Source organism: Caulobacter sp. SRI_014 (assembly GCF_057586315.1).
The window spans coordinates 128,439-153,540 of record NZ_JBYCZQ010000009.1 but is presented as its reverse complement, the minus strand read 5'-3'; the positions used below and the strand labels follow the sequence as shown (position 1 = coordinate 153,540).

The window sequence follows — 25,102 nt, the reverse complement described above, 5'->3', positions numbered from 1 at the left end:
ATCGTCAGAACGCGGTGACCCGCTGGTTCGTCGCCGTCGCGTCGATGCGCTTGATGATGTCTTCCAGGCTTTCCGGAGCGGCCGGCAGCTCGAACCGCGACGCCGGGATCGGTTCATGCGAAACCGACGTCAGCTCGGCGCCGGCGATCGAGATGGGCGTACCCCCCCTCATGATGGTCGCCATTTCAGCACTGAGCGGGTTGGGGGCGAGCTGGAGGCGGTCCGACATGGCGAACTGACCAGCAATGGCGATGCCGATCGGCGCCAGTTCGGGATCGGAACTGATCACGACCACCGGCGGAACGTCCGGGCGACGGGGGCCTGGAAAATAGTAGGGCGTTCCCTTGCGGCCCTGCACGACGACGTCGTCACCTTTGGTCAGAAGATTGCCCTCGCCCTCCATGTCCTTGGCGGCGGTCTGCATCATTTCCAGGAACGCGGGACCCAACCGTTTCTCTGCGACCACCTTCAGACCGGCCACCGCGTCTTCCACGCGATCGACAACCACGCCGTTGGCGGTCTGGATGACGACATACCCCTGTCCGTTCCGGGTCAGGACGTAGACCCCTGGCTTGCCCGCGATGTCACCCCGAACATCGCCATTCGCGGCGATCTCCAGGGTCATCCTGAACTTGCCCCCGGGGAGCTCGTAGACGGCTGTCGTATCCGCGAACGCGGGTCCGGCCAGGCCGAAGAAAATGCAGATCAGCCAAATGCGCATCGACGCCCCCCTGTCGAACGCCGAGGTAGCATGGAAGCGGTGACACACTGAAATCGCCAATGTGTCCCCTCTCACGTTCCGCCGGTCCTTATGCGTCGGCGGCTTCCATCGCCGCCTTCGCGGCCGCCATCATCTTGGCGAAGGCGCCGCTGCGGATCAGTTCGCGCCGCTCCTCCAGCCCGCGGTGAAGCTCGGCCAGCGTTCTTGCGGCATGTTCATTCGTCTGGATCGCGGCCCAGTAGGCGGCGACGTTGGCGTGATCCGGAATGGGGTTCCCCCGGCCGGCGGCCGGCAGGGTGTTCTCGATCAGGAACAGCGCCGGGACCAGGGCGCAATCGGCCATGGTGAGCCGCCCGCAGCAGGCAAAGCCGTCCTTGCCGATGATGCGGTCCAGGGCCTTGATGTTGCGCAGCACCTGGCCTGCCAGCAGATCGACGACCCCCTCGTCGCGGGTCTGGGCGTAGGTCTGGCCGGCCAGCATGAACATGTTGTTCATCAGGTAGATGTCGCCGATCCGCGCCAGCGTGCGGATCTGGGCGGTCTCGCGGGGCGTGGCGCCCAGCATCCGCGGCTCCGGATAGATCTCCTCCAGATACTCGGCGATCACCTCCGACTCCGGCATCAGATCGCCGTCGATATCCAGGACAGGGATGCGGCCGATGGGATTGTCCTGGCGGAACGCCGGCAGGCCGAAGGTCGCCGGCCGCTCGAACACGATATCGGTGATGCCCTTGGCGTAGATCTGCATACGCACGCGCGCCGAATAGGGGCTCAAATCCCCGGAATAGAGCTTCATCATCCGGTCTCTCCTTCGGCGCTTGCAGGTCAATTCGAGGGTCGTCCGCACCTTGCCCGGAAACGGGGACACATTGAAATCGCAGATTTCAATGTGTCCCTCTCGGCCAATATGGCCGCCATCCGTCCTCAGGACTGGCCGATGGAGGTCTTGTCCTGCTCAAGGGCCAACAGGTCCAGTTTCTCTCCGAGATAGACACCGACGAACAACACGGCGGCGGCCAGCAGGCATAGGGCGGCGAACTGTGACAACAGCAGCTGGGTCTGCAGCAGTCCCAGATTGTGTGTGCCTTCCGGCGCGGTGTCGAAGAAGACCGAAATCAGCAGGGCGATCCCGCCGATGATCGCAAGGGCCTTCCAGATGTGCCCCAGGCTGACGGTCAAGGTGATGGATTTCATACGGTCTCTCCCCCAATGGTTGCGTCGACCCTAGGCGATTCTATCCGGCCTGCTGGCGCCGATCCTCTTGTGGCGTTAACCTTTCCCGGGGCGCCGCATCGCGGCGGGATCGGGGACGTCTTATGGAATTGGGGGCTTGGCTTGAACAGGCCAGGGTCGCCATGGCGGCGGTCTGGGCGATGCTGTCATCACCGATTGCGCTGCGCGTCTACTTCATCGGCGCCTGCATAGCCTCGCTGCTCGCTTCGCTCGCGGCGCGGCGCGTCCAGAAGAAGATCAGCGACCTCGCGCAGGGGCGGGAAGCCCATCCGCCGAGTCGGCGTGGCCGTCGGGCGACCGTGGCCGATACCCTGCGGCGAAACCTCAAGGACCTGAACGCCACCCAGCAGAGCTTCCTGCGCGAGCTATTAGCCAGGGCCGCATTGGTCGTCACGTTCGGACATCTTCTGCCGACGCTCGGCCTCTTCGCAGCGACCTATTGCTACAGCTGGTTGACCATGGGCGGCGCCATGCTGACGGGACCGGGCGGCCCGGTCCCGGCCCCGACCGTCATGGAGACAGCGCTGTTCTGCCTGACTCAACTGGCCGGCGGCGGACTGGCGGACACCCTCGAGGTTTTCGGCATCAGCTGGGGCGCCCTGGAGGCCGATGCCGGCAACAGGCCGGTGCTGGCCTTGCTGGTCCTGTATCGCCTGATCGTCGGCGCCTACGCGGCCATACTGATCCTCACCGTTCACGCGATGATCGTGGTGCGCCGCAACTACAGGCCTCGACGCGACGAACTCGAAGCTCGTCTCCACGCGGCGGTGGCGGCGGAGGCCGAAGGCTGATCAACGCCCCCTGCCCAGCCGGGATCGTCCTCAATGCCGGGACCTCAGGCCGCTCAACCCCGAATGAGGCGATGTCGCCTGCGTCAGAGCGTCAGGCCGCCTTGCGGCAGGCCTCTTCGGCCTGAGCCTGCTCGTCATAAGCCTCGGCCAGCTCCAGCAGCATGGCGGCCATCTCTGGCTGACGGGTCCCGGCCGCCTGCCTGCGGCAGATGGCGGCAAGTTCGCGAAAGGTGGGGTAGGGGCTCGACATGCAGGCCCAAACTCCGCGAGCCCGGCCGCCGTTCCCGGGGCCGCCTGTGAATCCCGTGTCCCGAATTGTGGATTTTTTCCGCGCCGGCGGGGAGGGGGCGGCAACCCCCGGGCTCTCCCTACTGCGTCCGCTCGCACCGCATCTTGCCCGCGGCGCTGTTGAACTCCGCGAGCGTGTCCTCGGCCTTGACCCGCGAGCGCCACATGGCGTCCACGACGTCCTGCGGGCAGCGCATCTGCTTGCTCAGCCGATGGCCGTCGCTGTAGACGCCGCACAGCCGGCCCGCCACCTTGGCCCTCAAGTAGGGGCTGCCGCCGGCGAAGTCCTTGAGTTCCCGCGCGGCCGCTTCGGCGTCAGCCGAGGTCTGCCGCATCAGGCTCCGGCAGGCCTCGAGATCGGCCGGCGTCGGGTTCGGCTTGGGCGTGTAGACGGGCCGCAGCTGCGCCAGGCTGGCGACCGAAAAGCCGAACCGCTGGTCGCACAGTTCGACCGCGAACTTCACCTGGTCGCCCGTCATGCCGTCGCTCCTGCTGTAGGACGCGTCCATGGTTTCGGCCCTTTCGCGCAGCAGCCCGGCCGCCTCCGGGTAGGGCCTCCCGGACCGCCTGGCGAATTCGGCCGTCAGCGGACCCTCGGCCAGCCGCGCCGCTTCCGCCATCTCCGGGGCGCCGGTGAAGCGGCCCGCCACCATGCGGTACATGCCGCCGCAGACCTTGGCGAACTCCGTGCTGGCATAGAGCTCGGGACCCTGCGGCAGCACGCCCGTCTCGATCGGGATGGCCCAGGCCCTGACGACGTTCAGCCGGAACTCCTGGTCGCAATGGCCCAGCTCCTTGTCGAAGTCGGCCACTTTCAACGCGCCGGAAATCAGTCGCTCGCGCACCAGGCCCGCCGCCCTGGCGGCCTCCCGCTCCATGCCGTTCGGGGTGATCCTGGGGTTGCGGGACATGGTTATGGCGTAGAGGTCGTCCCGCGCCGCGGCCGCGGCCTTGCCCCGGGCCGAGGCCGGCTCCTCGTCGGCGCGGTACTTCATGTAGACGGCGCAATCGGCGGCGAACTGGACGCTATCGAGCCGGCGGACCTGCGCTTCCGTGAGGCCCTGGCGAGCGATGCCGCCAGGCTGGGCCGCGCCGATCAGCAGCAGGGTCGCGACGATGAGGGCCGAACGCCACATGGGAAGCTCCTGAAATCCAGGCGTTCCTCTTAGGCCGCGGCCGCCCATATCGGCGGCCCCCGTAAAGGGGGGCGCCATTCCCCACCCCGGGGAAACACCGTTCTGTTCACACGCCGTTTACAGCCGCCGCTGCGCTCAGGGTGTGTGTAGGCCCCAAGGGCCCGTCATCCCACCGGCGAGTCCTTAGGCGCACCGACTGTCCCCCACAGGCGGTGTCGCTGGGGGAACTGCGCATGCTTCACTTTGCCAACCCGTCGTTTCGACGCGGCCTTCGCGCCTCCAGCACCTCCATGCCCTGCAATCCTGCCCGCCGCCCGGCCCACCGCCGCGCGGCGCTGCTCGTCTAAGGACAGCCCCCGATGCCCAACCAGCGCACCGAAACCGTCGTCAACGAAACCACCGCCGGCCATCAGAACTATCCGACGGTCGCGACCCTGCCGGACGGCGGCTACGTCATCGCCTGGATCTCGTCGACACAGGCCGGCGACACCAACGGCGGCATCTGGTTCCAGCGCTACAACGCCGCCGGCCAGAAGGTGTCGGCCGACGGGCTGACGCTCGGCGCCCAGGAGGTGCTGGTCAATTCGACGACGGCGGGGCGGCAATACTATCCCGACATCACCGTCCTGCCGGACGGCAAGTTCGTCATTGTCTGGAACAGCTACGACGCCCAGGACGGCTCGGGCCAGGGGATCTACGCCCAGCTGTTCGGGGCCGACGGGGCGCCCATCGGGGCCGAGACCCTGGTGCCGGTCACCACCAGCGGCGACCAGTCCGAACCCATCGTCCACGCCTGGGGTGCGGGCTATGTGATCAGCTGGGACTCGACAGGGGGCCCGGGCGACGCCAGCAGCTACCGCGTCTACGCCCAGCGCTTCGACGGGGCCGGCAATTTCGTCGCCTGGAGCGGCGCGGCCAACGGCAACATCCGCGATCAGACCCTGATCAATACCTCGACCGGCAACTCCCAGGGCTGGAACGAGCAGGTCGTCATGGCCGACGGCAAGCTTCTAATGCTCTACGGCAGCCGCCATCTGGCCGGCAACGTCGACATCTTCGCCAAGCTCTACAACGCCGACGGCACGGTCGCCACCGACGAGTTCCGCATCAGCCAATATACGCCGAGCGAGCAGATCTGGCCCAACGCCGCCCTGCTGGAGGACGGCCGCGTCGTCGTCTCCTGGAGCAGCTATGGCCAGGATGGCGACCAGTACGGCGTCTTCGCCCGCTTCCTGACCGCCGGCGGCGTGCCGGTCGGCAACGAGTTCCAGGTCAACACCTACGCCGGCGGCTCGCAGTCGAACGGCCCGGTCCGTGAGGGCTCCCAGATCGCCGCCCTGAGCGACGGCGGCTTCCTGGTCGTCTGGCACAGCGCCGACAACCACGGCGCCGGCGTCTTCTACCAGCGCTTCGACGCCGAGGGCGACAAGGTCGGCGGCGAGGTGATGGCCAACACCGGCAACTACCTTGGCGACCAGTATGTGCCGCAGATCCGCACCTTCGAGGGCGGCTTCCAGCTGGTCTGGCACTCGACCACGGGCGACAGCGAAGGCTGGGCGATCTACCAGAAGACCTACGCGCTCGAGGAAGGGATTGTCCGCCACGGCGGCGAGGAGCTGGTCAACACCGCCACAGGCTTCAACCAGCGTCTGCCGCAGGTCGTCTCGGCCGACGACGGAACCTATGTCGTCGTCTGGCAGAGCCAGACCACCTACAATTCGGGCGACGGGTCCGGCTGGGGCCTGTTCGCCCAGCGCTACAACGCCGATGGCACGCGCTCGGGCGCGGAATTCCAGGTCAACACCGTCACCGCCGGCGACCAGCCCTATGATTTCGGCTTCCAGGTTTCGCAGCTGGCCGACGGCCGGTTCGTCGTCGTCTGGGGGGCCTACAACCAGTCGGGCGACACCGACTACGTCTCCATCGGCCAGCTGTTCAACGCCGACGGTTCCCTCTCGGGCGGCGAGTTCCGCCTCAACACCACGACCGGCGGGGAGCAGATCTATCCCGCCGTCACCGGCCTTGCCGATGGGGGCTTCGTGGCCGTCTACCGCGGCTACAACATGAACGGCGGCTCCAGCTACGACGTCTTCTTCCAGCGCTTCGACGCCGCCGGCGCCAAGGTCGGCGGGGAAACCCGCGTCAGCGTCGCAGACAGCGTCAACACCTCCGACAACTCCGAACACCAGGGCAGGGTCCTGGCGCTCGAGGACGGCGGCTTCGTCATCCTGTTCGCCGACAGCGGCAATGACGGCTCCGGCGAGGGTCTCTACGCCCGCCGCTACGACGCCTCCGGCGCCCTGGTCGGCGGCACGAACGCCGACGGCACGGCGGCTGCCGCAAGCTGGCGCGTCAACCTGCAGACCGTCCACGACCAGTACATGAAGTACCAGTGCATGACCGCGCTGGCCGACGGCGGCTTCGTCATCACCTTCTCGTCGAACCACAGCGACCAGTCCGGCCTCGCCGTCTGGGCCCAGGTCTACAACGAGGACGGAACCCTCCGGGCGCCCCAGTTCCGCGTCAACGGGGGCCAGTACGGCACCCAGGCCGACCCCTCCATCGCCGCCCTTGCGGACGGCAGCTTCGTGGTCGTCTGGATCTCCGAGCAGGTCGATTCCGCCGAGGGCCAGGAGGTCTATGCCAAGCGCTTCGCCGCCGACGGCAGTGTTCTCAACGAGGAATTCGTCGTCGACACCGTCAACACGCTGGGCAATCAGCGCTGGCCCTCGGTCGCCGCGACGCTGGACGGCTTCGTCGTCGTCTGGGAGCATGAGACCAGCGAGTACGCACAATCCTACGACGGTAGCGGCGGCTCCATCTGGAGCCAGCGCTTCACCGTCGACGGCCTGAACGCCACGTCCGACACCGCCCACCGCCCGGTCCTGCTCACCGCGGCGGCGCAAGGCGCCGAGGACACCGCTATCGACCTCGACGTCACCGCCGCCCTGTCGGGCGCCGCCGTGGGCACGGAGTCGCTGACGATCTCCATCGCCGGCCTGCCGGTCGGCGCCACCCTGGCCGACGGGCTCGGCCACCACTTCACTGCCGTCCTCGGCCAGACATGGGCTGACGTCAGCGGCTGGCAGCTGTCCAGCCTGACCGTCACGCCGGCCCAAGACTCCGAGGCTGACTTCGTCCTCCGCGTCCGCGCCACCTCCACGGACAGCGCCAGCGGCGACACCGTCACCAACGAAGCCCAGCTCGCCGTCACCGTCGACGCCCGCGCCGACACCATGGAGGTTGGCGGTCGCTCCGAACGCGTGAACAGCTACACGGCCGGCGACCAGCTGTTCGACGTCAGCGGCGAGCAGATGTCCCGCTCCCCGCTCTCCAGCTGGGCTGACGGCTCCTACGTCGTCGTTTGGCAGTCGAACGGCCAGGACGGCAGTGAGTGGGGCGTCTACGGCCAGCGCTACGCCGCCGACGGCACGCCGGTCGGAACCGAGTTCCAGGTCAACAGCTTCACCAGCTCGACCCAGATGGAGGCCTCGGTCGTCACCCTGGCCGGCGGCGGCTTCGTCGTCACCTGGAGCAGTTTCGGCCAGGCCGTCCCGACCACCGCCACCACCGACCCCTACTACAGCTACTACGACGTCTATGCCCGCGTGTACGACGCCGCCGGCAATCCCGGCGCGGAAACCCACGTCAACACCTACTCGCCCTATGCCACCTACCAGTTCCACTCCGACATCACCGCCCTCAGCGACGGCGGCTACCTGATCGTCTGGCATTCGGAGCCGCAGGACGGCTCCAGTTACGGCATCTACGCCCAGCGCTACGACGCCTCCGGCCAGGCGGTCAGCCGCAACGGCGCCAGCGTCGGCGCCGACGAGTTCCGCCTCAACACCACCACGGCGGGCGAACAGAGCTGGCCCTCGATCCAGGGCCTGCCGGGCGGCGGCTTCGTCGCCGTCTGGAACAGCTACGCCCAGGAAGGGGCAGGCAATAACCACGGCGTCGTCGTCCGCCGCTTCGACGGCATCGGCCAGCCGGCCTCGGCCGAGGCCATCGTCAACCAGACGACGGCCGGTCAGCAGTACCATCCCAATGTCACGGTCCTCGCCGACGGGGGCTTCCTCGTCCTCTGGCAGAGCGACACCGGCGACGGTTCCAGCTGGGGCGTCTACGGCCGCATCTACAACGCCGACGGCTCGGCCCGCAGCGATGAGTTCCTGGCCAACCGCGTCACCAGCAGTGACCAGAGCAAGGCCCAGGCCGTCGCCCTGGCCGATGGCGGCTTCTTCGTCGCCTGGAACGGCCAGAGCGAGGACATGTACGGCTATGGCGTCTTCGGCCAGCGCTTCGACGCCGAGGGCGACGCCGTCGGCGGTGAGTTCCCGCTCGACTCGACCCGCACCTTCGGCGAGCAGCGCTATCCCTTCCTGGCCGCCGGCGCCAACGGCAGCCTGATCGCCGTCTGGCAGGGCCACGACACCTACAGTGACGGCTACTGGGGCGATGGTTCGGGTTGGGGCATCTTCGGAACCCGGATCGAGCTGGACGCCCAGCTGGCCGCCCCGACCGGCGGCGAGAACCAGGTCAACACCAAGTCGGCCCACGACCAGTCGGGCGCCGACATCGCAACCCTCGATGACGGCAGCTATGTCGTCGTCTGGAAGAGCGCACCCAGCCGGGGCACCGGCGATATCTCCTCCAACGGGGTCTTCGCCCAGCGCTACACCGCCGCGGGCCAGCCGGTCGGCGCCGAATTCACCGTCAACACCACCCTGACCGGCGACCAGACCAATCCCCAGATCGCCGCGCTCGGTGGTGGCGGCTTCGTCGTCACCTGGCAGTCTTCCGTCGGTGATGGCTCGGGCTACGGCATCTACGCCCAGCGCTTCAACGCCGCCGGGGCTGCCGTCGGCGGCGAGTTCCAGGTCAACAGCGGCGCGCCCGGCAACCAATACGACGCCCAGGTCACGGCCCTCACCGGCGCCAACGCCGGCGGCTTCGTGGTCACCTGGCATCAGGACAGCGGCGAGGTCGAGGCCCGGGTCTTCAACGCCGCCGGCGTCGCCGTGGGCGCGGACTTTACCGTCAACCTGCAAATCCCGCGTCTGAACGGCAACGACAGCAATGAATACTATCCCGCCATCGCCGCCACGGCCGATGGTGGCTTCGTCATCGTCTGGCGCGACAACGACAGCGACGGCCACTCGGGCGGTGTCTTTGGCCAGCGCTTCGGCGTCGACCTGGCTGGCGGCACGGTCACCCGTCTGACCGGGACCAACCCCGACGGCTCGGTCGCGGCCACCAACTTCCGCGTCAACGACACCACCTACGGCTACCAGCACGATCCCAAGGTCGTCGGCCTGGCCGGCGGCGGCTTCGTCGTGGTCTTCCAGTCCGACGTCCTCGACAGCAGCTCCACCGGCCTGGTCGGACAGCTCTACGACGCCAACGGCGCCCGGGTCGGGACCGAGTTCGTGATGACCAGCCACGTGGCCGGCACCCAGAACCTGGCCGACATCGTGGCCCTGCCCGACGGCAGCTTCCTGCTGACCTGGCAGAGTGACCACAACGACGGCTTCGAAGGCGTCGACGTCTTCGTCAAACGCTTCGCCGCCGATGGCCGCACCCTCAACGAGGAACAGCGCGTCAACACCTACGGCGCCGGCTACCAGGGCGACCCGGCCATCAGCGTGGTCGGCGACGGCTTCACCGTCGTCTGGACCTCGACCGGCCAGGACGGCAGCGCCGCCGGTGTCTTCCAGCAGCACTTCACCTTCGATCCGGGCCCGAACGGCGGCGCGACCGCCGACCGCCCGACCCTGGTCGCCAGCGACGCCACCGGCGACGAGGACACCGCCATCGCCCTGTCCGTCAGCGGCGGTCTCGTCGACACCGACGGTTCCGAAACCCTGACCCTCGAGGTCAGCGACATCCCCGTAGGCGCCACCCTCAGCGACGGCGCTGGCCATACCTTCACCGCCACCGCCGCCGACCGCACGGTCGACATCGCCACCTGGACTCTGTCCGGTCTGACCATCAGCCCGGCTGCCGACAGCGACGCCGACTTCACCCTGCAGCTGCGCGCCCGGTCGCGTGAGACCAGCAGCGGCGACGTCGCCTGGAACACCGACAGCATCCGCGTCACCGTCAATTCGGTGGCCGAGGCCCAGCTGCCCTACAACGACGAGTTCGACGTCAACGTCACGACCGCCGGCAACCAGTACGACCCCCTGGTCGCCGCCTTCGCCGACGGCAGCTACATCGTTGTCTGGACCAGCGACAGCAACCCGGGCGGTCAGTACGAGGACATCATCGCTCGCCGTTTCAACGCCGACGGCACGCCGGCCGGCGCCGAGTTCATCGTCAACCTCACCAACACCAACTACTACGAGAACCGCCCGGACGTGACCGTCCTCTCTGACGGCGGCTTCCTGATCAGCTGGACCCAGCTCGACGAAAGCGGCTGGGGCGTCTTCGGCCAGCGCTACGACGCCGCCGGCGTTCGCCTGAACCTCGACGGCACGACGGGCGGCTCGCCCGTCCGCATCAACGACACCACCGCCCGCGACCAGTACTGGCCGGAAGTAACGGCCCTGGCCGACGGCGGGTGGATCGTCACCTGGCAGTCCTATGACCAGGAAGCGGCCCCGGGCCAGCCGGGCGACGAAACCTGGGGCATCTACGCCAAGCGCTACGCCGCCGATGGCTCGGTCGTGCAGATGTACGACGCCGCGGGCGTCGCCGCCGACGAGGTGCGGGTCAACGTCACCGTGGCCGGCCACCAGCAACATGCGGCCGTGGTCCAGCTGGCCGGCGGCGGCTTCGCCTTCAGCTGGTATGCGCCGGACGCCAGCGGCGGCGGCCAGTACGTCCGCTTCTACGACGCCTCGGGTCACCCGGTGACCAGCCTGGGCAACCAGGGCGAACTGCTCGCCAACACCACGACCGGCAACGAGCAGGGGGCCGAGGGCGGCGCCATGGCCGCCCTGGCCGACGGCGGCGTGGTGGTCACCTGGCACAGCGCGGGCCAGGACGGCTCGGGTTACGGCATCTACGGCCAGATCTTCAACGCCGACGGGACCACCCGTGGCGGCGAGTTCCACGTCTCCTCCTACGCCTACGACAACCAGCAGGAGCCCCGGGTGACCAGCCTGCCCGATGGCGGCTTCATGGTGGTCTGGACCAGCGCCTACCAGGACGGCGACACCTGGGGTGTCTACGGCCAGCGCTTCGACGCCACCGGCGACGCGGTCGGGGCCGAATTCCGCCTCAACGAAACCACGGCCGGCGAGCAGTCGACGCCCGCCATCGCGGTCCAGCCGGACGGTTCCGGCGTCATCGTCGTCTGGGAGGTCGGCGACGGCAGCAGCGGCGGCATCGACGGCAAGCGCATCCCGCTGCCCGACGCCGTCACCGAACTGGCGATCGACACCGCCGGCGTCGAACAGCAGGTCAACAGCTACACCACCGCTGACCAGACCTATCCCTCGGTCACCAAGCTCGATGACGGCTCATATGTCGTGGTCTGGCAATCGAACGGCCAGGACGGCTCCAGCTGGGGCGTCTACGCCAAACATTTCGACAGCGATGGCGACGCCATCCAGCTGACCGACACGAACGGCGATCCGCTGTGGGTGCTCGACGGCAACGGCGACCCGATCCTCGTCCCCGACGGCCAGGGCAACATGGTGCAGGTGCCGCTGACCGAATTCCGGGTCAACAGCTACACCAACAGCGAGCAGCGCGCGCCCAACGTCGTGGCCACGGCCGACGGCGGCTTCATGGTCGTCTTCCAGTCCTACGGCAACGGCGGCGCCGGCGACGGCGACTGGGGCGTCTACGCCCGCAAGTACGACGCCAGCATGCAGCTGGAAATGCTGACCGACGCCTCGGGCAACCCCACGGCCGAATTGCGCATCAACAGCTACACCCCCAGCACCCAGGAGTCGCCCAAGGCGACCCTGCTGGCCGACGGCAGCGTGGTCGTTACCTGGCAGTCGCACACCCTTGACGGCGATACCTGGTCCATCGCCAGCCGCCGCATCGATGCTTCCGGCCAGCTGGTCGGCGTCAGCGACACGGTGGTCAACACCACCGTAAGCGACCAACAGACCACCCCGACCATCGCCACCCTGACAGATGGCGACTACGTCATCACCTGGAGCTCGCTGAACCACGACGGCGGCGACTGGGGCGTCTACGCCCAGCGGTTCAACGCCGATGGCACCCGCGATGGCCAGGAGTTCCTGGTCAACACCCTGACCGACTCCACCCAGTACATCTCCAGTGTGGCCGGCCTCAGCGACGGCGGCTACGTCATCGCCTGGCAGACCTACACCGGCGCCGACAGCGATAACTCCGGCTTCGGTATCGCCGGCCAGCGCTATGACGCGGCGGGCAACGCCGTGGGCGGTGAGTTCCTGATCAACGGCGTCGGCTACCAGGACCAGACCCAGGTCACCCTCGTCGCCGCCCCCGATGGCGGCTTCGTAGTCGCCTGGACCAGCTACCAGGCCGACGGCTCCAGCAACGGCGTCGTCGCCCGGCGCTTCGACGCCGACGGCAACGCCACCGAGCCCTACGGCGACGATGTGCTGGTCAACACCTACAGCCTGAACGACCAGTCGGGTCCGGCCATTGCCATGCTCGACCGCGGCTTCGTCGCCGTCTGGCATTCGCAGAACCAGGACGGCAGCGGCTACTCCATCGAGATGCAGCGCTTCCAGGGTCAGGGCCTCGAGCCGCCGCCCCTGATCGTCGACGCCGCCCAGGGCGGCGACAACGCCAACGACCTGATCTTCTCGACCCTGCAGGAGGCGCTCGACGCCGCCGAGGACGGAGACACCGTCATCCTCAAGGGCGGGACCTACAACCTGTCGGCAACGGCCGTGGTCGATGTCGACGACCTGCGGATCAAGAACGCCGTCGGCGAGACGGTGATCATCAATGGTCCGGCCGGCGCGGCGGTGCTGGAGGTCGGTTCGGGCCTCAATATCACCCTGCGGGCCGATGCGGTCGAGCGGCTGGTGTTCAACGCCGGCGCCGGCGCCCCGGCGGCGGTAGACCTGCTGGGACTCAACAGCGGCACCGAGATCCTGCGCGTCACCATCAACGCCAACGGCGATTATGGCCTGCGCTTCGGCGGCGGCCAGAACGGTGTCAGCATCAGTGACAGCGTCTTCGGCGGCGCCGCTGACCTGGCTCTGGTGCTGGTGCGCGGCACGGCCAGCGGGGTTGCGGCCTCGACCGGCGTCAATGTGCTGGATAACCTGTTCAGCGGGACCGGCGGTTCGGGCCTGGTGACCGAGGCGACCGGCGGTCAGATTCTCGAGAATGTCTTCAGCGCCGACTTCGCCGAGGGCTTCGCCGCCCTCGTCGTCTGGGCGGCCGGCGGCGATATCCAGGACAACACCTTCAGCGGCCCGGGGGCGGGCGCCTGGTTCTACGACCTGGCCAACGCCTACGTGGAGTCGACCTTCCTCAGCCAGAATGCCTTCCCGGCCGGCTGGACCTGGGTGCAGCAGCGCGATGGCGTCTTCTCGACCCTCGAAGAGGCGCTCAGCGTCGCCCAGTCCGGTGACACCGTGCAGGCCACCGCCGGCGACTACTCGGGCGAAACCGGCCTGACTGTCGCCGACGACCACCTGACCATCAACGCACCGGCCGGGGCCACGGGCATCGTTCTGACGCTCGGCTCAGGCGTGACCACCGTCACCTTCAATGACGCGGCGGCCATCACCCTGACCGGCAACAGCGCCGCCAACGCGGTCTATGCGGGTTCAGGGGCGGACTCCATCCACGGCGCGGGCGGCAATGACCAGCTCGACGGCCGCGGCGGCAATGACGCGCTGTTCGGCGACGCCGGCGACGACACCCTCACCGGCAGCGGCGGCGACGACGACCTGCAGGGTGGGGCCGACAACGACCGCTACATCGTCAGCCTGGGCGAGGGCCATGACACCGTCACCGACGCTTCGGGCGCGGCGGACGTGCTGGCGCTCCACACGACCAACTTCGGCAGCAACGACAGCCTGGTGCTGTCGGGCGCCTCGGGCTCGACCACGGCGACCTTCAACGGCGACGCCTCCGCCAATGTGACAGCCACCGGCATCGAAGCGGTCGAGGTCAGCCTCGACAACAACGACAGCGTCACCCTGACAGGCGCGATGGGCGCCTCCGGCGTCCGGATCAACGGCGGTACGGGCGTCAACGTCATCGACGCCAGTGGTCTGACCTCGGCCACGGCCATCACCTTCACCGGCGGACGCGGCAATGACAGCTTCACCGGCTCGGCGGGGCTGAACGACACGGTCGACTACTCGGCCGAGACCGACCCGGGCGACGTCGTCGTCAACCTGGCCAACGGCACGGCCACCGACACCCATGGCGACAGCGATACCCTCAACGGCGTCGAGAACGTCACCACCGGGGCCGGCGACGACAGCATCACCGGCAGCGACGCGGCAAACCGCATTGAAGCTGGCGGCGGCTCCGACGGCATGGTCGGCGGCCTGGGGCGCGACACCTTCGTCTTCCGCGCCGGATTCGGCGGGGACACCATCCTCGACTTCAACGGGGCCAACGAGGTGCTGGCCTTCGACGCGGCGGTCTTCGCCACGGTCGAGGATGTGCTGGCGGCCGCCACGGTCAATGACGGCGACACCATCATCGACGCGGGCGGCGGCAACACCATCACCCTGCTGAACATCACCAACCTCGGCGCCTGGAATATCGATATCCTGGGGTCCAACGACGCCCCGACACTGCGCGCCGGCGCTCCCGACGCCAGCCTGCGCGAAGTCGGCCAGGGCGTGGCCGGCACGGCCTTGTCCACCGTCGCCCTGACACCGGATGATGTTGACGGCACGGTGTCCTACGACACCGTGGCGCTCGCGGCGGACGGCTGGGTGCAGAGCCCGGCCGGCGTCTGGACCAAGGACGGCGTTTACGGCCAGGCGGTCCTGACCACCGCGACCAACAGCCTCGCCTACGCCCTCGACAACGCCCGCACGGCCACCCAGGCCTTGCAGACCGGCCAGACTGTCACCGAGGTCTTCACCGTTCCGGCCATCGATGATGGCGGGCGCACGGCCACCCGGCCGGTGACCTTCAGCATCGGCGGCAGCAACGATGCCCCGGTCGGAGTTATCGACACCGGCACGGCGGTGGAGAGCGGCACGGCCGCCGGCGCCAACGCCACCGGCAACGTCCTGACCAACGACACCGACGTCGATGCGGGCGACACCAAGGCCGTCTCGGCGGTGTCGTTCGGGGCGACCAGCGGCACGGTCGGATCGGGCCTGAGCGGCGCCTACGGGACCCTGACGCTCAACGCCGACGGGACCTACAGCTACGCCATCGACAACGCCAACAGCACGGTCCAGGCCCTGCGCACGGCGGGCCAGACCCTGACCGAGGTCTTCACCTACACGGTGCGGGACACCCTTGGGGCGACCAGCAGCACGACCCTGACCATCACCCTTCAAGGCGCCAACGACGCCCCCGTGGCGGTGGTCGATGTCGGCACGGCGGACGAGGCCGGTGTCGCGGCGGGCGCGAACGCCACGGGCAACGTCCTGACCAACGACACCGACGTGGACAGCGGCGACAGCAAGACCGTCTCCGCCGTCGGAACCGTCGGCGACGGCCCTGTCGGCATCGTCGGCCAGGCCCTGACCGGGACCTACGGCGCCCTGACCCTGAACGCCGACGGCAGCTACAGCTACGTCGTCGATAACGCCAATGCGACGGTCAACGCCTTGCGCACGACCGCCAACACCCTGACCGACGCCTTCACCTACACGGTCATCGACACAGCCGGGGCGACCAGCAGCACGACCCTGACCATTACCATTCGCGGGACCAATGACGCGCCCGTGGCCGTCGCCGACACCGGCACCGCGGTCGAGGCCAGCAGCCACGTGCCGGCCTCCGGCTCGAACGGCGTCGGCCAGGTGTTCAGCAACGACACCGACGTCGACAGCGGCGACACCAAGACCGTCACCGGCGTTTCCAAGGGCGCCGTCAACGGGACGGTCGCCGCTGCGCTCCAAGGCGACTACGGCTATCTGCAGCTCTACAGCAACGGCACCTGGACCTATGTCGTCGACAACGCCAATGCGGCGGTCCAGGCGCTGCGCACCGCCGGTGAGACCCTTACCGACACCTTCGGCTACACCATGCGGGACACGGCGGGGGCGACCAGCTCCAGCACCCTGACGGTGACCATCCAGGGCGCCAATGACGCCCCCGTCGGGGTCGCCGACACCGGCTCGGCCACCGAGGCGGGTGTCGCGGCGGGTTCGGACGCCAGCGGCAACGTGCTCACCAACGATACGGACGTGGACGCCGGCGACACCAAGACCGTCTCGGCGGTCAGCGGCGGGACAGTCGGCTCGCCCCATGTCGGGACCTACGGCTCGCTGACCCTGAACGCCGACGGCAGCTACAGCTACGTCGCCGACAACGCCAACGCGGCGGTCAACGCCCTGCGGCAGTTCACCGACACCCTGACCGACGTCTTCACCTACACGGTGCGGGATACGGCCGGGGCGACCAGCACCGCGACCCTGACCATCACGGTCCATGGGGCCAACGATGCGCCGGCAGGGGTCAATGACACCGGCACGGCGGTAGAGGCGGGAACCTCGGCGGGCAGCAACGCTGGCGGCAACGTCCTGACCAACGACACCGACGTCGACACCGGCGACACCAAGACGGTGTCGGCGCTCAGCGGCGGCACGGTCGGTTCGGCCTTGGCCGGCAGTTACGGAAGCCTGACGCTCAACGCCAACGGCGCCTACAGCTACGTCGTCGACAACGCCAACGCGGCGGTTCAGGCCCTGCGCCTGGCCGGCGACACTCTGAGCGACAGCTTCACCTACACGGTGCGGGATACGGCTGGGGCGACCAGTACGGCAACCCTGACCATCACCATCCAGGGCGCCAACGACGCCCCGGCGGCGGTCGATGACGTCGGTTCCGCCAGCCTCGGCGTCGACGGCGGACCAGCCAATGACGCGACCGGCAATGTGCTGAGCAACGACACCGACGTGGACAGCGGCGATACGAAGACCGTCTCCGCCCTCAGCGGCGGCACGGTCGGCGCGGCCCACGCCGGCCAGTACGGCACGCTGACCCTCAACGCCGACGGCAGCTATACCTATGTCATCGACGAGCTGGATCCAGCGGTTGTGGCCCTCGGCCCGACCGACAGCATCTCAGAGACCTTCAACTACACCGTCACCGACACGGCCGGGGCGACCGACACCGCCGTCCTGACCATCACCGTCTTCGGAGCCAACGAGTCGCCGACGGCGGTCGCCGATGTCGGCACGGCTGTCGAGGCCGGCGCCGGTGCGCCGGGTTCGAACGCCACCGGCAACGTCCTGACCAACGACACCGATCCGGATGACGGCGACAGCCAGACCGTCACCGAGGTGAAGTTCGGTATCGTCAGCGGGACCGTCGGCCAGGCCCTGGCCGGCGAGTACGGCAGCATGTGGCTCAACGCCGACGGCTCCTACGTCTACGCCATCGACAACAGCGACCCGGTGGTGAACGCCCTGCGCACGGCTTCGGACACCCTGACCGAGGTCTTCACCTACACGATGCGCGACACGGCGGGGGCGACCAGCACCACGACCCTGACCATCACCATTCAGGGCGGCAACGACTTCCCGTTGGTCGCGGGCGACACCGGCACGGCGGTCGAGGCGGGGACGTCGGCGGGCATCAACGCCACCGGCAACGTCCTGACCAACGACTTCGACCCGGACACCGGCGACACCAAGACCGTCTCGGCCGTCAGCGGCGGCACGGTCGGCTCGGCCCTGGCCGGCGAGTACGGGACCCTGACTCTCAACGCCAACGGGACCTACAGCTATGTCGTCGACGACAGCAACGCCACGGTTCAGGCCCTGCGCACGGCCGGCGAGACCCTGACCGACAACTTCCTCTACACCATGCGCGACACGGCCGGCGCCTCCGGACAGAACGCCCTGGTGATCACCATCCAGGGCGCGAACGACGGCCCGGTCGCCGTGGCCGACACCGGCTCGGCGACGGAAGCGGGGGCGGCGGCGGGCTCGAACGCGACCGGCAACGTCCTGACCAACGACACCGATGTGGACGCCGGTGACAGCAAGACCGTCTCGGCGCTCAGCGGAGGCACGGTCGGCTCGGCCCTCAGCGGGACCTACGGCGCGCTGACCCTCAATGCGGACGGCAGTTACAGCTACGCGGTCGATAACGCCAATGCGGCGGTCAATGCCCTGCGGACCACGTCCGACACCCTGACCGACGTCTTCACCTACACGGTGACCGATACGGCCGGGGCGACCAGCAGCACCACCCTGACCATCACCCTGCGCGGCGCCAATGACACGCCGGTGGCGGTAGCCGACACCGGTACGGCGGTCGAGGCCGGGGTGGCGGCTGGCTCGAACGCGACGGGCAACGTCCTGACCAACGATACGGACGTGGATACGGGCGACAGCCAGACCGTCACCGCTCTCAACGGCGGCACGGTCGGGTCGGCCCTCAATGGGACCTATGGGGCGCTGACCCTGAATGCGAACGGGACCTACAGCTACGCCGTCGACAACGCCAACAGCACGGTCCAGGCCCTGCGCACGGCCGGGCAGACCCTGACCGACGTCTTCACCTACACGGTGAGCGACGCGGCCGGGGCGACCAGCAGCACGACCCTGACCATCACCATCCAGGGCGCCAACGACGCTCCGGTGGCGATCGCCGACACCAACTCGGCGACGGAAGCCGGGACGTCGGCGGGCTCCGACGCCGCCGGCAACGTGCTCGGCAATGACACCGACGTCGATGGCGGCGACAGCCGGACGGTCTCGGCGCTCAGCGGTGGCACGGTGGGCTCGGCCTTCGCCGGGACCTACGGTTCGCTGACCCTGAACGCCAACGGGACCTACAGCTACGTCGTCGATAACGGCAACGCGACGGTTGACGCCCTGGCGTCGGGCCAGGTGCTGACCGATATCTTCACCTACACGGTGGCGGACGCGGCCGGCGCGACCAGCTCGACGACCCTGACGATCACCATCAACGGCGCCAACGACGCGCCGGTCGGCGTGAACGACACCGGCGCCGCCGTCGAGGCCGGCGCCAGCGCCGGCAGCAACGCCGCCGGCAACGTCCTGACCAACGACACCGACGTCGACACCGGCGACACAAAGACCGTCTCCGCCCTCAGCGGCGGCTCGGTCGGTTCGGCCCTGGCTGGCGACTACGGCAGCCTGACGCTCAACGCGAACGGCAGCTACAGCTACGTCGTCGACAACAGCGACGCGGCGGTGAACGCCCTTCGCACAGCCGGCGACACTCTGACCGATGTCTTCACCTATACGGTGCGGGATGCGGCCGGGGCGACCAGCACCGCCACCCTGACCGTCACCGTCCAGGGCGCCAACGACGCCCCGGTGGCGGTCGATGACAGCGATTTCGCCGGCAAGGACGGCAATGGCGTCCCGATCGACGCGGTCGGCAACGTCCTGACCAACGACACCGACGTCGACACCGGCGACACCAAGGCCGTCTCCGCCATCGCCGGCGGCACAGTCGGCGCCGGCCTGGTCGGCGAGCACGGGACCCTGACGCTCAACGCCGACGGCTCCTACCGCTATGTCACCGACGAGAGCGATCCGGCGGTCGTGGCCCTCGGCCCGACCGACAGCCTGACCGACGTCTTCACCTACACCGTGACCGACGCGGCCGGGGCGACAGATACCGCCACCCTGACCATCACGGTCTACGGGGCCAACGAGGCGCCGACGGCGGTCGCCGATGTCGACACGGCGGTCGAGGCCGGCGCCGCTGCCGGTTCGAACGCCAGCGGCAACGTGCTGACCAACGACACCGACCCCGATGACGGCGACACCCAGGCGGTCACCGAGGTCAAGTTCGGGGCTGTCACGGGCACGCTCGGTTCCGCTCTGGCGGGCGACTACGGGTCCCTGACCCTGAACGCCGACGGCAGCTACAGCTACGCCATCGACAACGCCAATGGGGCGGTGAACGCCCTGCGGACCGCTTCGGACACCCTGACCGAGGTCTTCACCTACACCATGCGGGACGCCGTCGGCCTGACCAGCACGACGACCCTGACCATCACCATCCAGGGCGCCAACGACGCTCCGGTGGCGGTGGCCGATGTCGGCACGGCCGTCGAGGCCGGGACCAACGCCGGGTCGAACGCCACCGGCAACGTCCTGACAAACGACACCGACGTCGACAGCGGCGACGGCAAGACAGTCTCGGGCCTCAGCGGCGGCACGGTCGGCTCGGCCTCGGCCGGGACCTACGGTTCCCTGACCCTCAACGCCGACGGCAGCTACAGCTACGCCATCGACAACGCCAACGCGGCGGTCCAGGCCCTGCGTACGGCGGGTCAGACCCTGAGCGACGTCTTCACCTACACTGTGACCGACACAGCGGGGGCGACCAGCTCGACGACCCTGACCATCACCATCGAGGGGGCCAACGACGCCCCGGTGGCCGTGGCGGACACGGGCTCGGCGACCGAGGCCGGGACCAGCGCCGGGTCGAATGCGACGGGCAATGTCCTGAGCAACGACACCGACGTCGACGCGGGCGACAGCAAGACCGTCACCGCCCTCAGCGGCGGCACGCTCGGTTCGGCCCTCAACGGGACCTACGGCGCGCTGACCCTCAACGCCGACGGCAGCTACAGCTACGCCGTCGACAACGCCAACGCGGCGGTTAACGCCCTGCGGACGGCCGGCGACACCCTGACCGACGTCTTCACCTACACAATGACGGACGCGGCCGGGGCGACCAGCCAGACCACCCTGACCATCACCGTCCATGGGGCCAACGACGCCCCGGTGGCCGTCGCCGACACCGGCACGGCGGTCGAGGCCGGCGCGGCTGCGGGCTCCAACGCCACGGGTAACGTGCTGACCAACGACACCGATGTGGACAGCGGCGACGGCAAGACCGTCTCCGGCCTGATCGGCGGCGTGGTTGGTGCGGCGACGCCGAGCGCCTACGGCAGCCTGACGCTCAACGCCGACGGCAGCTACAGCTACGTCATCGACAACAGCAACGCGACTGTCCAGGCCCTGCGGACCGCCGGCCAGACGCTGACCGAGGTCTTCACCTACATCGTCAGCGATACGGCGGGCGCGACCAGCTCGACGACCCTGACCATCACCATCCAGGGCGCCAACGACGCCCCGATGGCGGCGGCCGACACCGGCTCGGCCCTGGAGGCCGGCACGGCGGCGGGTTCGTGGGCCAGCGGCAACGTCCTGACCAACGATACGGACGTCGATGGCGGCGACAGCAAGACCGTTTCCGCCCTCAGCGGCGGGACGGTGGGCTCGGCCTCGGCCGGGACCTACGGCGCGCTGACCCTCAACGCCGACGGGACCTGGAGCTACGCGGTCGACAACGCCAATGCGGCCGTCAACGCCCTGCAGGCCGGCCAGACCCTGACCGACACCTTCACCTACACGGTGGCGGACACGGCCGGGGCGACCAGCTCCACCACCTTGGCGATCACCATCAACGGCGCCAACGACGCCCCGGTCGGCGTCAACGACAGCGGCGTGGCGGTCGAGGCCGGGACGGCTGCGGGCAGCAACGCCACCGGCAACGTCCTGAGCAACGACAGCGACGTGGACACGGGCGATACCAGGACCGTCTCCGCCCTCAGCGGCGGCACGCTCGGCTCGGCCCTGGCCGGCGAGTACGGCAGCCTGACGCTCAACGCCGACGGCTCCTACACCTACGTCGTCGACGACAGCGATGTGGCGGTGGGCGCCCTGCGCACCGCTTCGGATACCCTGAGCGATGTCTTCACCTACACGGTGCGCGACGCGGCCGGGGCGACCAGCACCGCGACCCTGACCGTCACGGTCCAGGGCGGCAACGACGCCCCGATCGCCAACGACGACGTCGGCTCGGCCATGAAGGACGGCGACGGAACGCCCATCGACGCGGTCGGCAATGTCCTGAGCAACGACACCGATGTCGACACCGGCGATACCAGGACGGTCTCCGCCATCGGTGGCGGCACGGTCGGCGTCGGCCTGGTCGGCGACCACGGGACCCTGACGCTCAACGCCGATGGTTCCTACCGCTATGTCACCGACGAGAGCGATCCGGCGGTCCTCGCGCTCGGCCCGACCGACAGCCTGACCGAGTCCTTCACCTACACCATGACCGACGCGGCCGGGGCGACCGACACCGCCGTCCTGACCATCACCGTCTACGGGGCCAACGAGGCGCCGGTGGCGGTGGCGGATGTGGCGACGGCCGTTGAAGCCGGCATCGGGGCCGGGACCGATCCTTCGGGCAACGTCCTGACCAACGACACCGACGACGACGCGGGCGACACCAGGACCGTCACAGAGGTCACGTTCGGCGCCACGACCGGAACCCTCGGTTCGGCCCTCAACGGCGCTTACGGTTCGCTGACCCTCAACGCCGACGGCAGCTACAGCTACGTCGTCGACAACGCCAATGCGGCGGTGAACGGTCTGCGTACGGCGGGGACCACCCTGACCGAGACCTTCACCTACACGATGCGGGACGCGGTCGGCCTGACCAGCACCACCACCCTGACCATCACCATCCAGGGCGCCAATGACGCCCCGGTGGCGGGCGATGATCTGGGCAATGCGACCGACGGCGGGCCCAACGGCTCGGGCAACGTCCTGACCAACGACAGCGATGTTGACGGCGGCGACAGCAAGACCGTCTCGGCGGTGACCGGCGGCTCGGTCGGAACGGCCTTCGCCGGCCAGTACGGGACCCTGACGCTCAACGCCGACGGGACCTGGAGCTACGTCGTCAACGGGGCCAACGCCCAGGTGGCGGCGCTGGGGGCCAGCCAGACGCTGACCGACAGCTTCACCTACACGGTGACAGATGCGGCCGGGGCAACTGACACCGCCAGCCTCGACATCACTGTGCTCGGCATCAACGACGCGCCGGTCCTCGACCTGCAGGTCAGCCGCGGCGGCACGGGCACGGTGGTCGGCTTCGGCGACAGCACCGGGCCGGTGATCATCATCCCGGCCGACGTCCTGGTCGACGATCCCGACGATGCGACCATGACCAGCGCCACCCTGCGCCTGACCAACCCCTCGTCGGGCGATCGGCTGGGCATCAGCAACGCCTCGGCCCTGACGGCTCTGGGCATCACCGCCTCCGTCTATGACAGCGGCACGGGCATCCTGACCCTGACCGGGCCGGCCAGCGAGAGCGCCTTCCAGCAGGCGCTGCACCTGGTCACCTTCAACTCCACCAACCCGACGCCGCCGCTCGGCGACCGGCTGATCCAGGTCACCGTCACCGACGGCCTGGCCACCAGCAACGTCGCCGTGGCCACGGTGCAGGTGGTGGCCCGCATGACTCTCTACGGCGGGACTGGCAACGACACCCTGACCGGCAACGTCGGCGGCGACACCCTGCTGGGCCGGGCCGGCGACGACGTGCTCAAGGGCATGGGCGGCAACGACCTGATCAACGGCGAGGCCGGCATCGACCGCCTCTACGGTGGCGACGGCGCCGACCGCCTGATCGGCGGCGAGGGGGCAGACAGCCTGTATGGCGAGAACGACAACGACAACCTCAGCGGGGATGCCGGCGACGACAAGCTGTTCGGGGGCGAGGGCGACGACACCATGGCCGGCGGGACCGGCAAGGACGTCCTCACCGGCGGCGCCGGCGGCGACACCCTGCGCGGTGACGACGACGATGACACCCTGAACGGCGAGGCCGGTGTCGACCGTCTCTATGGCGGCAACGGCATCGACCGTCTCAACGGCGGCGTCGACGGCGACTTCCTGTACGGCGACGCCGGCGACGACACCCTGACGGGCTTCGACGGCGACGACACGCTGACCGGCGGGATCGGGGCCGACAAGATCTACGGCAACCTCGGCAACGACCGGGCGTACGGCGGCGACGACAACGACCAGATCCTGGGCGACGCCGGGGCCGATACGCTCAACGGCGATGGCGGCGACGACAAGGTCTACGGCGGCGCCGACAACGATGTCATCAACGGCGGCGTCGGCAACGACTTCCTGCGTGGCGACGCCGGCGACGACAAGCTGACAGGGGCGGACGGCAACGACGACCTGGGCGGCGGCGATGGCCTGGACAACCTGAACGGCGGCGCGGGCCTCGACATCCTCAAGGGTGACGCGGGCGACGACCAGCTGTCCGGCGACGTCGGCGCAGACAAGCTCTATGGCGGCGACGGGACCGACAAGATCTACGGCGGTGATGACGCCGACCAGGCCTGGGGCGATGCCGGCAACGACACCATCCTCGGCCAGCTCGGCGACGACACCCTGTGGGGTGGGACGGGTCTCGACACCCTCTACGGCGGCGACGGGGTCGACCAGATCCACGGCGGCGACGACGCCGACACCCTCAACGGGGACGCCGGCAATGACAGCCTTTGGGGCGATGCGGGCAATGACCGCATGCTCGGTGGGGACGGTGACGATGTTCTGATCGGTGGGATCGGGCTCGACACCATGACCGGCGGTTCAGGTTCGGACCGGTTCGTGTTCAGTGCGATCACGGACTCCGCACCGGGGGGTGCGGACCGGATCACCGACTTCAGCAACGCGCTGGACACGGTCGACCTGTCAGCCATCGACGCCAACATCAACCTGGGCGGCAACCAGGCCTTCACCTGGGCCAGCGGCTTCAGCGGCGTCGCCGGTCAGGCTGTGTTGACCTACAGCACGGTGACCAAGGTCACGACGCTGCAGCTCGACAACAACGGCGACGGCACGGCGGACTTCGCCCTGACCTTCACGGGTCAGGTGACGAACGCCAGCGGCTGGATCCTCTAGGCGCGGGGGACCTGTCCCGCCGCGGACTAACGGGGCGGCGGGACGGGCTTAAGCAAGCCATTCCTGCCGTCCGGCACACAGGCGGGGAGGGGACCGCCGGCTTGA

General features: G+C 68.9%; 7 protein-coding genes. 2 read left to right on the top strand and 5 right to left on the bottom strand.

Going from position 1 to position 25,102, the window contains the following annotated elements; genetic code table 11:
* Positions 1-4 precede the first annotated feature (4 nt).
* From AC2YG9_RS18085 to AC2YG9_RS18075, 3 genes are all read right to left on the bottom strand, one after another.
* The gene (locus AC2YG9_RS18085; RefSeq protein WP_487299386.1) at positions 5-721 is read right to left on the bottom strand and encodes a hypothetical protein; all 717 of its coding nucleotides are present in this window, start codon (positions 719-721) and stop codon (positions 5-7) included.
* Between the two features lie 88 nt (positions 722-809).
* Positions 810-1,520 (bottom strand): glutathione S-transferase family protein, encoded by a 711-nt coding sequence (locus AC2YG9_RS18080; RefSeq protein WP_487299385.1) that lies wholly within the window; start codon positions 1,518-1,520, stop codon positions 810-812.
* A 125-nt stretch (positions 1,521-1,645) separates the two neighbouring features.
* The gene (locus tag AC2YG9_RS18075) at positions 1,646-1,915 is read right to left on the bottom strand and encodes a hypothetical protein (protein ID WP_487299384.1); all 270 of its coding nucleotides are present in this window, start codon (positions 1,913-1,915) and stop codon (positions 1,646-1,648) included.
* Positions 1,916-2,037: 122 nt separating this feature from the next.
* Between AC2YG9_RS18075 and AC2YG9_RS18070 the strand changes: the two genes are divergently transcribed.
* Positions 2,038-2,745 carry a hypothetical protein gene (locus tag AC2YG9_RS18070; protein ID WP_487299383.1) on the top strand — a complete coding sequence of 236 codons (708 nt, stop codon included), beginning with the start codon at positions 2,038-2,040 and terminating at the stop codon, positions 2,743-2,745.
* Between the two features lie 91 nt (positions 2,746-2,836).
* Here AC2YG9_RS18070 and AC2YG9_RS18065 read toward each other — a convergent pair whose 3' ends face one another.
* Positions 2,837-2,995: a hypothetical protein gene (locus AC2YG9_RS18065; protein WP_487299382.1), complete on the bottom strand. Its 159-nt coding sequence runs from the start codon at positions 2,993-2,995 to the stop codon at positions 2,837-2,839.
* 118 nt (positions 2,996-3,113) lie between these two features.
* Positions 3,114-4,169, bottom strand: a complete 1,056-nt coding sequence (locus AC2YG9_RS18060) for a hypothetical protein (RefSeq protein ID WP_487299381.1) — start codon at positions 4,167-4,169, stop codon at positions 3,114-3,116.
* Positions 4,170-4,528: 359 nt separating this feature from the next.
* On the opposite strand from AC2YG9_RS18060, the gene AC2YG9_RS18055 reads away from it, so the two are divergent.
* The gene (locus tag AC2YG9_RS18055; protein ID WP_487299380.1) at positions 4,529-24,997 is read left to right on the top strand and encodes a VCBS domain-containing protein; all 20,469 of its coding nucleotides are present in this window, start codon (positions 4,529-4,531) and stop codon (positions 24,995-24,997) included.
* Positions 24,998-25,102: the final 105 nt, after the last annotated feature.